Annotated in this window: 11 protein-coding genes and 1 pseudogene; 1 reads left to right on the top strand and 11 read right to left on the bottom strand. The window is 60.0% G+C overall.

Features of this window, described 5'->3' with window-relative positions:
• Positions 1-927: 927 nt before the first annotated feature.
• The 5 genes from RA167_RS12270 to RA167_RS12290 form a co-directional block, all read right to left on the bottom strand.
• Entirely contained in the window at positions 928-1,611 is a 684-nt protein-coding gene (locus RA167_RS12270; protein ID WP_076785766.1) for a DUF799 domain-containing protein, read from the bottom strand.
• Positions 1,612-1,624: 13 nt separating this feature from the next.
• Positions 1,625-1,993, bottom strand: coding sequence for a DUF4810 domain-containing protein (locus tag RA167_RS12275; protein WP_076785767.1), 369 nt, complete (start codon positions 1,991-1,993; stop codon positions 1,625-1,627).
• A gap of 41 nt (positions 1,994-2,034) precedes the next feature.
• Complete coding sequence (locus RA167_RS12280) at positions 2,035-2,715, bottom strand: CsgG/HfaB family protein (RefSeq protein WP_076785768.1); 681 nt, start codon at positions 2,713-2,715, stop codon at positions 2,035-2,037.
• A 535-nt stretch (positions 2,716-3,250) separates the two neighbouring features.
• A complete protein-coding gene (sap1, locus tag RA167_RS12285; RefSeq protein WP_076785769.1) occupies positions 3,251-3,601 on the bottom strand; it encodes a surface attachment protein Sap1 in 351 nt (116 codons plus the stop codon).
• Between the two features lie 876 nt (positions 3,602-4,477).
• Complete coding sequence (locus RA167_RS12290; RefSeq protein WP_170872433.1) at positions 4,478-4,651, bottom strand: hypothetical protein; 174 nt, start codon at positions 4,649-4,651, stop codon at positions 4,478-4,480.
• A gap of 118 nt (positions 4,652-4,769) precedes the next feature.
• On the opposite strand from RA167_RS12290, the pseudogene RA167_RS12295 reads away from it, so the two are divergent.
• Positions 4,770-5,265: pseudogene (locus tag RA167_RS12295) on the top strand (O-methyltransferase); the annotation flags it as partial.
• Positions 5,266-5,452: 187 nt separating this feature from the next.
• On the opposite strand, the gene RA167_RS12300 reads toward RA167_RS12295, so the two are convergent.
• The 6 genes from RA167_RS12300 to rpmH all read right to left on the bottom strand — a co-directional run bounded on the left by RA167_RS12300 (position 5,453) and on the right by rpmH (position 10,444).
• Entirely contained in the window at positions 5,453-5,785 is a 333-nt protein-coding gene (locus tag RA167_RS12300; protein WP_076785770.1) for a DUF4148 domain-containing protein, read from the bottom strand.
• Between the two features lie 384 nt (positions 5,786-6,169).
• Positions 6,170-7,561, bottom strand: coding sequence for a tRNA uridine-5-carboxymethylaminomethyl(34) synthesis GTPase MnmE (mnmE, locus tag RA167_RS12305; RefSeq protein ID WP_076785771.1), 1,392 nt, complete (start codon positions 7,559-7,561; stop codon positions 6,170-6,172).
• 150 nt (positions 7,562-7,711) lie between these two features.
• Positions 7,712-9,376, bottom strand: a complete 1,665-nt coding sequence (gene yidC, locus RA167_RS12310) for a membrane protein insertase YidC (protein WP_076785772.1) — start codon at positions 9,374-9,376, stop codon at positions 7,712-7,714.
• A 30-nt stretch (positions 9,377-9,406) separates the two neighbouring features.
• On the bottom strand, positions 9,407-9,637 hold the full coding sequence (yidD, locus tag RA167_RS12315) for a membrane protein insertion efficiency factor YidD (RefSeq protein ID WP_212667365.1): 231 nt from the start codon (positions 9,635-9,637) through the stop codon (positions 9,407-9,409).
• Position 9,638: 1 nt separating this feature from the next.
• Positions 9,639-10,169: a ribonuclease P protein component gene (gene rnpA / locus RA167_RS12320; protein ID WP_076785774.1), complete on the bottom strand. Its 531-nt coding sequence runs from the start codon at positions 10,167-10,169 to the stop codon at positions 9,639-9,641.
• Positions 10,170-10,309: 140 nt separating this feature from the next.
• Positions 10,310-10,444 (bottom strand): 50S ribosomal protein L34, encoded by a 135-nt coding sequence (gene rpmH / locus RA167_RS12325; protein WP_006998755.1) that lies wholly within the window; start codon positions 10,442-10,444, stop codon positions 10,310-10,312.
• Between the last annotated feature and the right edge of the window lie 383 nt (positions 10,445-10,827).

Genomic DNA, 10,827 nt, shown 5'->3' on the forward strand with positions numbered 1-10,827 from the left:
ACTAGCCTTTGCCGGAAATCTGCCGCTACGTCGGCATTGAATCAAGCGCCCAAATGGTTGTCGCCATTGACCAGGCGAACGACCGACTCAGGCTTTGGTTTCATCGTCGGTCACGGTCAGTACCACACTCCCTTCTGAGGCCGAAAAGAGGTGGCGATAGCCACGGTTTAGACGGATGATGTCGAGGCAAGCCGCCGCTTCCGGGATGGGCGCTGTCGCTATTCCATACTCCGGAAGAAATCCTCCAGTCCCCGACGCTCTTGCTCGGTAAACAAGGACGTGCCAGGGATTGGGGACGGCAGCCCCGATGGCATGCTCACGGGCTGAGCTGCCGGCGGGTGCTGGAACGCAGCATTGACCGGAAACTCGGGGGTGGAGGCGTGAGTTAGTGGCGGCATGTCCGGCGACGATAGGCCGGGCGCACCGTAGTCGTCGTTCCTGCGCTGCCCCCATAGCGTAAGGGAAACGCCGTCGTCCGGCGTTTCCACGGTCTCTGGAGGGCTGTTGGCATGATGTCGATCCGGGGCATTCCGCCATAACCCATTGGCTCTCCCGACATCGATTGACGCAAGAGGCCGGCCACGCCGACTCGCCAAACTGCGCTGCTGTTCCGCTTGGCCTGGCAGTCCTCGCAGAGGATCTGTTGTATTGGCGTAGCGTGGAGCCGGAGCCGGCGTGTTCTGCTGTTGCGTCGATTCCGCAGTCCTTGCTTGCTGGTTTTCAAGCGACGTCCTATTGCTCCGTGTCAGGCTGCTGATGAATTGCCCCATCGAAACGACTCCCAAAGTGGATCGAAGGAGCAATATAGTCACCACACGAAGATCAAGCCGCGATACCGCCGCATCGATGGCTGGGCGCCCGAAAATGGCCCGCTGCGCATCTCAACCACGACACCGCGTCCCGTGGGCAAACGCAGCAATGCAGCCGTCAATCGGTTCCGTACTTCGGCGAGCGCGGTCCGTAAAGCAAGCCAGTCGGCGGCCCGGCCGACAACAGGCGCCGGCTCGCTAGATTCGCAACGTCAACGCTGTCGTCGGACAGCGTATGCGCAATCTGCTTAATCGCGGCCTGGGCCAACATGCCAACCAATCCAAATGCACCGACGTTGACGTTGGTGCCCACCTCGTCGCCGGTCGCACGCCCCTCGCCCTGCCACAGCACATCGCCGGTTTTCAGATCGACAAGCTTGGCCGATGCTGCCACGACCGTCTTACTGTCGAGCACGGTGTAGACGGAGCCATATTGCTTGACCTTCGTATAGAGTGCGGCGTCGGCGCCGAAGATGTCGCGAAGCTTCGCGGGCGTGACGCCTTGAATATCCGTCGGAGTGGTCAGCCCGTTGTACTTGAACGTCTCCTCCATGGGCGCCACCGGTACCACGTAGTATCCAGCCTCAGCCAACGGAAGCGTCATCTGCGAAAGCAAACCGTATGTCGCCTTCACGTCCGACGTTTCATTCACCGGCGGCAGCACGAGGATTGAACGCGGCTGACTTCTCTTGAATGCCGTGTAGTCAGGACGTTGGGCGGGGCCCGCACATGCGGCCAGCAATGCGAGCATCGCACCGACGCATAGCGATTTCAGTAAAGAGATCTTGCTGATCTTGAACATAGTGACGCTCAGCTCAGGGTTGCTTGGACTTCTTCATCAGGAAGTCCATGTACGGCGATGATTCGGGAAACGACTGCCTCTCGGCCTCGAATGCTTGTGCGGCTTGCTGGTCCTTGCCGGCGCTCGCATACAGCATTCCGAGATGCGCATGAAAACCCGGCGGCGGGCGATTTCCCGCCGCACGAATTTGTTGCAGCGCTTTTTCCAGGGCGTCGATCTGCTGCTCTGGCGCCGCTTGTCCTTTGAAGTACTCGTAGACCTGCGGCTGATAAGCGTCCCATTGATACAACGGCACGGTCGGGTGACTGGCACAGCCGGTCAACCAGGCCGCAGCCGCGACCAGCGACAATCCGTTTTTTCTGAATAAGATAGGGAAATGCATACTGCTTTTTTTAGCGATTGGCATAGCGCGGGGCGACCGCTTCATTTCACCGAGCCGAGTGCGCCGGCATCGACCTGTTCAACCAAGTGGTTGACCGCTTCCTGAATGGCCAGATCTAGCACCTTGCCATTCAGCGTGGAGTCATAGCCGGCCGTACCGCCAAAGCCGATGACCTCCCGATTGGACACGCTGTACTCGCCCGCGCCCTGACTCGACAGCACAACTTCAGACGTCGCGGTATTGACGACATTGAGATTGACCTTTGCGTACGCGACCTGCTCTTTGCCACGCCCGAGGATGCCGAACAGTTGATGGTCGCCGACCTCCTTGCGACCGAACTCGGTGACGTCGCCCGTCACGACGAAATTGGCTCCCTTGATCGCCTGAGCCTTTTTCATGAAGCCAGCTTCCTGCTTAATCTCGTCTAGATTGCTCCGATCGAGCACGTTAAAACGGCGGCTCTGTTGCAGTCGCGTAACCAGGATCGTCTTGGCCTGTCCACCGAGACGGTCGATTCCGTCGGAAAAGATGCCGCGCATATAGCTAGACCGGTTATCGAACTTGCCGACGGCGATCCCCATCGGCTTGCCAGCGAACGGTGTTTGGGCGCTGCTGACCACGGGCACCGGCAGCGTTCGCGACGATTCCGTCGCGCACGCGCTTAGTCCCAGGGCAAGCGCCGCCGTCAACCAGATAACGCCAACATTTTTATGCTTTTTCACGCAACCTCCTTATCAACTTAAAAAAACACTGCCTAATTGGGCGCGGCTCGTGGCAAACGCCCGAACGCGGCCATGCCGTTGCCAAATCGGCGGCAACGTCAGTCATTGCCCAACTTGTCGAACCAGTGAAATAAAAAAAGACGCGCTTAGCTTGGCGCTCGCCATGCTAAGGTTTTTCGATGAAACGGCGTGTGTAAAATAACAGCCGCTACTACTGCGCCAGTCTTATCTATTCCGACAAAATCGATAGCCCCTTCGTCGTTTTTTGTTCGAAATCCCGCTACACCTGCATTTTGCAGCCATCATTTCGCTTCATCGATGGCAACGAGAAAGGATTTTACGATGTGGTACTAAACAGCGAGATTTTCACGTCTGAGTCGCACAATGTCAACGCCGAATTGACATTGCGCGACCGCTGCAAAGAAGATGAGATCCAGCCCATTTGTATGGGCGGATCCCGGCTACCGCAGTGCCTCAAACCAGTACGGCGCTCGTATCAGAACACAGCAATTCATCGCCATGCAGGCATTCTTCACTATTGCTTGATAAAGCGGTACGAAGTCCATAAGCCGTTCGGATCGCGATTGCCCGCGTTCTGAAATTCAATTGCATGCCCGACTACTCGGATAATTCTGAATTCGTCATTCTCCGGCGTCGACAGGCATTGATACGCATTGAACAACTCTTGCATTTTTCCTTGTTCACCGGCCAACGCATGCTGATCAGCCGCGTCCAGCTTATCGCGTGACAAGCATCCATAGGCATTTGCCTTGAACCGGAACGTCTGGTCCGGCGCCAACTTGACGACTTTGTCCTGGGCTTGCGCCGCGGAAAATGCGACGGCAAGCGTGACGAGAGCAAAAACCATCCCAGTACGTTTCATCATGAATCTCTCTCCTGTGAGCTGCGCATACCTTGGTATGTTATATTTGAAGTTAAACGCAGCAGTTCCATCGTAGACCAATGCACGCGAAGCACAAGCAGAATTTGTGTGCAACCGCAATAGGCCAAAATGCCGCACCCATCGGTAACATGCCTACCACGCGCATTGCAGCGTTTTGACGCATTGCACATATCGTGCTGCAGTATGTCGCCGAAATGGCGCGTGGTTTGTCGCATTAAAGACTGCATAAAAATACCTAGCCCCCAACGAGTAAGCCCTCGGCGCCATTTCGCCAAAAATCAATGAGGCGCTGGAACGCTTGCTGAATAAAAGAGCGCCGGGGGAAAGACACATACGTGCCCCGAGCCGGGATAAGCAAAGCGCGGCAATCCGAATCACATCGCACGATGGATCGCGCGGATTGGCCCGGGTAGGCATACGCCCCATTGACAGCCTCCACGCTAGTTCCGCTCGCCGGCCAGCATGCCCGTCGCGGCGCGCCGACTGGGTGTCGATGTGGGCGCAGGATGGAAATACAGGTGCTGACTGGCTAGCTGGAATGCTAGTGGGCAAGCGGAAATGCTGGCGGGTAATGTACAGCGTCCTCAAATGAACAAGGACTAGCGTAGGGATCCGATCATGGCCGAGCAGATTATCCTGGACGCATTACTCTTACTGCCATTGTGATCGTTGTGTTTCTTTTCATTGACGGGCTATGGCAGGAGCACCGGTTACGCATTAAGGCCGCGCCGAGCGCGCGCGGCCTTAATCATCGACGGATGCGGGACGCGATTCGTCACGATCACCCGCCGGTTTCAGGGGGCCGCTTACGAATGACGCCGCACCTGCGCACCGGCGCACCACGCACGCGGCGTCGAATCAATGACGGCGGCGCAGCCATCCCGCCAGATGGCGAGTCTCCATCCAATGAAGTACACGGCTGCGTTCCGGATGCTCGCGCCAACGTGATAAAAGTTCAAACCCCCACAGTGCCAATAGAATCAGGAAGCCTAATCCACCACCGATCAGGCCTGCAACCGTTTCGCCTTCCATGATTGCCCTCCATTGGGAACACTCATCACTTTATTGTAGGCAATCGGATAGCGACGAAAAGGGGCAAAGACATGCGCCTGCGCGCGGCTAGTTGACTCAGCCGCCATTGAGCGCGTGCAGGGATCTACCGCTGCCCGTTTCGCGACAACAGGCATGCTGCTGTACATGCTGGCTCGCGGCTGTGGCGCACAGAGATCGTCGAGTTCGGCACCTCGTTCGGCATCTCGACGCTGCATTTGGCGGCGGCGTTGCGGGACAACGGCGGCGGTAGGCTGATTACGAGTGAATTTGAACCGTCCAAGGTGGCGCGGGCCCGCAATCACCTCGCAGCCGGCGGACTAAGCGACCTGGTCGAGATCCGGGAGGGCGACGCGCTGCAGACGTTGAGCGTCGACTTGCCAGAAACAATCGATCTGCTCCTACTCGATGGCACGAAGGGGTTATATCCGGAAATTTTAAGCCAAGTGGAAAGCCACCTTAGGCCAGGTGCCTTCATCGTCGCCGACAACGCCAACCACAGTCCCGACTATCTGGCGCGCGTACGCTCGCCTGGGGAGGGCTACCTGTCCACGCCGTTAGACGACGATGTGGAGTTGTCTATCCGAGTCTGTTGAATGGGCATTCAGCTATACATCCGCTGCAGCGCCCCGCTGGCACTCGGTGCGGCACACCACGGCTTGATTTGCGCTGCACCGTCATCGCCGGCCGACGCAGCACTCACGAGGCTATCCTCACCCACCTTGAACGTCGGATGCACCCGCGAATACCGTTGGCGCCGGCAGGCTCCTCCCAGTGGCGGGCTCAGTGCCCCATATAGACGGATTGAGACACATGGGCAATGGTCGGGCCGCCCGCCTGCGTCGAACCGCTGGCCACGCCGCCCACTGCTTGTGCGGCGACGTGTTGCTCAGCGGCATGCTTGGCCGCCACGCGGGCCTCAGCCGCTTGGATGTTGTTCGGATAATCGTAGTCGTTGGCCGTGGCGGGGTTGTAGCCGACTTGCTCGAGTTCAATCAACTCGGCCCGCACTTGGGCGTGCGTGAGCGGTGCGTTCGTTTGTGCGAACGAGGTCAGCGGCGCCGCAGCAGCAGCGGCAACAGTGGTAATGACGACAGCTTTGATCAGCGCATTCATGACACAACCTCCGATTATTCGTTTCACATTGAAGCTACAAACGTCAAGGTCCGTAGCCGGCAAATGCAGTGTAGGAGCCGGACAAATAAGGGTAAATATCTAATCCACGAATTCACTGTTATCAAAAAAAGAACAATCGAGACGCGGTGCAGCGTCTCAACGCACTCCGGCTATTGCGCCCCGTCGTCAGCCGACTCAGTCGCGCGCTACGACGCACAATGATCCGCTAGCATGAAATTCAGGCATGCGTGCAATACCACAGCAAAACAGGTCGTTTTGCGGTGTGACGCCCAACGGAGGCAGGTCGGGATTGACGAGTTTGAGCCGGTCCAGGTAAATATTCAGGGCATTAAAGATTGCCAACGGATGTCTATGGACCCTGCATTACTTTCCAATACAGAACCGGCTGAAGATCACACCCAGCAAATCATCCGACGTGAACTCACCGGTAATCGCGTTCAATTGCTCCTGCGCCAGTCGCAACTCCTCGGCAAATAGATCGAGCGCTTGCGCATTGCGCGCCGCGTGCTCCGCAGCCGTCGCCAAATGCTCGCCTGCGGTGCGCAATGCGCGCAAATGACGCTCGCGCGCCAGATAGACACTTTCCGCGCCTGCCTGCCAGCCGGCAATGCGCAGCAGTTCGGCGCGCAGCAGGTCGATACCGAGCGCCGCCTTTGCGGATAGCCTGACCTCGCGCGCCGCGCCATCCCCGGCATCGCGCACCTCCGGCTCGATGTCTGCCAGGTCGATCTTGTTGAAAATCCGCACCACCGGCACCCCGGCAGGAAACCGTGCGGCGATCGCATGATCCTCTACGCTTATCCCGTCACGCGCATCCAGCAGGTGCAGCACGACATCCGCTTGCTCGATTTCGTGCCATGACCGCGCAATACCGAGCCGCTCCACTTCGTCTTGCGTATCGCGCAGGCCGGCGGTATCGATTACGTGCAGCGGTATGCCTTCGATCTGAATGGTCTGCGCAACCTTATCCCGCGTCGTGCCGGCAATCGGTGTCACGATTGCCAGTTCGGCACCCGCCAGCGCATTAAGCAGCGAGGACTTGCCGACGTTCGGTTGCCCGGCCAGTACGACGGACAGCCCCTCACGCAGCAACGCGCCTTGTTTCGCATCGCGCTGTACGGCCGCCAATGCGTCGCGGATATGCGCCAACTTGCCGCGCGCGTCGGCCGCCTCCAGAAAATCGATTTCCTCCTCCGGGAAATCGAGGGTGGCCTCGACCAGCATCCGCAGGTCGACGACCTTGTCGACGAGCCGATGGATGTCGCGCGAGAATGCCCCTTCCAACGAACGACCGGCCGAGCGCGCGGCCGCCTCGGTGCTGGCTTCGATTAGGTCCGCCACGGCTTCAGCCTGCGCGAGATCAAGCTTGTCGTTCAGGAACGCGCGTCGCGTGAATTCGCCGGGCTGCGCGAGCCGCAGGCCGATGTCGCGGCCAGCGTCGAGGCATCGCTGCAGCACGAGTTGCAATACAACCGGCCCGCCATGCCCCTGCAGTTCGAGGACGTGCTCGCCGGTGTACGAATGGGGTGCCGGGAAATACAAACCGATGCCGCGATCCAGCGGCACGCCGGTCGCATCGAAAAACGGCACATAGACGGCACGACGGGGCGCAAGCCGATCGCGGAACAATGCGTCCATCAGCCGCGCGGCCGCGTCGGCCCCGGCCGCGCCGAACGAGACACGCACCACACCTATGCCACCACGGCCCGGTGCGGTGGCAATCGCAACGATCGGATCAGAATCGGTTTGCATCAACTTAAATAAATAGGTGCGGCAATACGGGTCGCCGTCGATAGCGGCTCGCGTCCATTGTAGTCAGACGGCCCGGCGATTCGCGTCGGATACCGCGACGGCCCATGCCGGCGGCAGGCACCTCGTCAAGCTGCCCGCCTCACCATCACGGACTCAGGCCTTCTTGCCCTTGCCTATCATCCGGGTGATGTAGTACTGCTGGGCAATCGACAGCACATTGTTCACGACGTAGTACAGCACCAGTCCGGCCGGGAAGAAGAAGAACATTACCGAGAATGCGAGCGGCATGAACATCATCATCTTCGCTTGCACCGGATCGGGCGGCGTCGGGTTCAGCTTGGTCTGCGCAAACATCGAGACCGCCATCAACACCGGCAAGATAAAGTAGGGATCCTGCTGCGACAGATCACGGATCCACAGCACCCAGGGCGCGCCGCGCATCTCGACTGACGAGAGCAGCACCCAGTACAGCGAGATGAACACCGGGATCTGGATCAAGATTGGCAGGCAGCCGCCAAACGGGTTCACCTTCTCGGATTTGTACAACTCCATCAACGCCGCGTTCATCTTCTGCGGATCGCTCTTGAAACGCTCGCGGATCTGCTGCATGCGCGGTGTGATCTCCTTCATCCGCGCCATCGATTTGTAGCTAGCCGCCGACAGCGGGAAGAACACCGCCTTGATCAGCAGCGTCAGCAACACGATTGCCCAGCCCCAGTTGCCGACAAAGCCGTGAATCTTCTCGAGCAGCCAGAACAACGGCTTCGCGATGATCGTCACCCAGCCGTAGTCCTTGACCAGCTCCAGGCCCGGCGCGATCTTCTCCAGCTTACGCTCCTCCTGCGGGCCGGCGAACAGGCGCGCGGCCACATTCACACTCTGGCCCGGGGCGATGCTCTGCACCGGCTCCTTTATGCCAACGCGGTACAGCGCCTGGCTGAATTTGTCCGCATAGAACTGGCGCTGCACGCCCTCCTTCGGAATCCAAGCGGAGGCGAAATAGTGCTGCACCATCGCGACCCAGCCATTATCGGCCGACGACGCGTAGTCCTGCTTGCCCTTGTCCAGATCCGAGAAGCTCATCTTCTGGAATTTGTGCTGCTCGGTGTAGACAGCCGGACCGATGAACGTATGCGAGAAACGTGGCGTCTCGACCGGCATGTCGTCGCGCACCAACTCCATGTATAGCGTCGGCGTCACCGGGGTGGAGCCAACGTTCTCGATCTTTGTATCGACGCCGATCACATAGCTGCCGCGCGTGAACGTATAGGTCTTTACGACCTTCACGCCGCCTTTGACCGGCGATTCGAGGCTGATCGACACCGTGTTCGCGCCATCCGCCAGCGACGTCGGTCCCGGCACGACGGTAAACGCATCGTTGTGGTTCGGGAAATCACCGCCAATCAAACCAGTGCGCGCCAGGTACGTATGGTTGGCCGTCTGGTCGAACAGCGTGATGTACAGGTCGGGTTGCTTGCCGCTCCCCCCTTTGACCAGCGACAGCCGCGATAACGTGCCGCCCACCGTGCTGATGTCGCCATCATACACGTCCGTCTTGAAGTGGATCTGCTGGCCCTTCACCGCGAGCTGCGCGGCGGGCGTCGTGCCAAGCGCGCTGCTCGGCTCCGCGGTCTGCGGCAGGTCCGCCGGCTGCGTGCCCGGCGTGGTCGTGCCGGGCACCGCCGAAGCGGCCGTCTGGGTCGGTGTCGTGTTCGGGAAGAACAGCGACGGACGTCCATGGTCCCGCTGCCAGTTGTCGTAAAGCATGACGACTGACATGAAGAAGATGACCCATAGGACGGTACGTTTGATGTCCATGCGTTGTCTCGTGGTGAATGAGCTGAGCGACTAGCGCCTGTCGGCGCGGACCGGCGGCACCGGGTCGACGCCGCCCGCCGAAAACGGATGGCAGCGGCATAATCGCTTTACTGCCAGATAGGTCCCGTGCGCGGCGCCATGATACTGGATTGCCTCGCGCGCGTAGTCCGAACATGAAGGATAAAAACGGCATCGATCGCCGAGATAAGGGCTCACGGCAAGCTTGTAGAAGCGCAGGAGCGCGATCAACACCGTTTGCATGTCATTGCTGCGTGTCGGTGGACGCGCGCTCCGGCGGGCCATCGCCCGGCACCGTGCCCGACGAGGCCGGGGCCGCCGGAGCGCGCTGCCCGTGCTGCGGCGCGAGCACCGACGCCTGCGCCTGCATAAGCCGTTCGCCGCCCGGGCGACGGGTGGCCTCGCGCACCGCGCGCCCGACCAAACCCTCGATCTGCGCTTGCAGCATCTGCGTGAGCGCCGCAGACTCGGCACTCGGAAACTGCGCACGATCGATCTTGCCCGACAGCCGGATCAGCACGTCCCAGCCCGTCAACTCCAGGCGTCGCACGCGAAACGCCTCGCGAACCAGCCGCTTGACCAGGTTGCGCGTGACTGCGCGCGGCGCCTGCTTCTTGCCAACCACCACACCGAGCCGCGCAGCCTGCCCGGTGGGGCGGCCGTACAATACGAAGTGAGCGGAACGCGCCCATGGGCGCAAACGAAAAACGGATGAGAACTCATCCGTTTTCAGCAGCCTTGCAGTCTTCGGGAAACCAGCAGGTGTCGTGCGCACGCGCTCAGGCCTCTCATCTAGTGGGCCAGCCCACCGCGCTGCCCGGCATCATTTCACCCATGGCGGGCATCGCCCGGCATCGACGTGCGCAAACCGCGCTGCTCGGCTGCCGACCATCGCCACCCAGCGTCACGCCGGCCTTAGACGGCCAAGCGCTTACGGCCCTTCGCGCGGCGAGCGTTGATGACTTTGCGACCGCCCGCGGTCTTCATGCGAACACGGAAGCCATGGGTGCGCTTGCGGCGCGTCACGGACGGTTGATAGGTACGTTTCATGTTGCTCTCACTCGTTGGAGGATGGGCTGCGGCGTGCTTTGCAAGGACCTGACGCGCCAGCACAACGGCAGTGCGACGCCGAGCCAAAAATTCGGTTTTCGCGGAACCCGCTATTTAAACTGCTTTTCTTTGCGGCGTCAATACTTTACGTTCACCAGCGCAGGCTGCCGCCCCGAGCGTCCGCGGCAACAACGCCGAACCGACCCTGTGGATAACTCGCCCCGCCTGACGCGTTTGGCGGTAGAATTCCGGCTATCCCAAGAATCCAGTACGCCGCTCGGCCGCCGCAATGCGTTGTCGCATCTGCGGCTGAGTGCGTCCCACAGCTTCAAATGCAAACCTATGAAGACTCCTGAGGGAAACCGTGCCGTTCGCGTCGAGCG

The organism is Mycetohabitans endofungorum, assembly GCF_037477895.1.
Classification (GTDB): Bacteria; Pseudomonadota; Gammaproteobacteria; order Burkholderiales; family Burkholderiaceae; genus Mycetohabitans.

Bases quoted from the DNA above. Each gene is read 5' to 3' on its own strand.
- rpmH (WP_006998755.1), bottom strand. From the start codon at position 10,444: ATGAAACGTACCTATCAACCGTCCGTGACGCGCCGCAAGCGCACCCAT.
- sap1 (WP_076785769.1), bottom strand. From the start codon at position 3,601: ATGATGAAACGTACTGGGATGGTTTTTGCTCTCGTCACGCTTGCCGTC.
- yidD (WP_212667365.1), bottom strand. From the start codon at position 9,637: ATGCAAACGGTGTTGATCGCGCTCCTGCGCTTCTACAAGCTTGCCGTG.
- RA167_RS12300 (WP_076785770.1), bottom strand. From the start codon at position 5,785: ATGAATGCGCTGATCAAAGCTGTCGTCATTACCACTGTTGCCGCTGCT.
- yidC (WP_076785772.1), bottom strand. From the start codon at position 9,376: ATGGACATCAAACGTACCGTCCTATGGGTCATCTTCTTCATGTCAGTC.
- RA167_RS12275 (WP_076785767.1), bottom strand. From the start codon at position 1,993: ATGCATTTCCCTATCTTATTCAGAAAAAACGGATTGTCGCTGGTCGCG.
- RA167_RS12270 (WP_076785766.1), bottom strand. From the start codon at position 1,611: ATGTTCAAGATCAGCAAGATCTCTTTACTGAAATCGCTATGCGTCGGT.
- RA167_RS12290 (WP_170872433.1), bottom strand. From the start codon at position 4,651: ATGGAAGGCGAAACGGTTGCAGGCCTGATCGGTGGTGGATTAGGCTTC.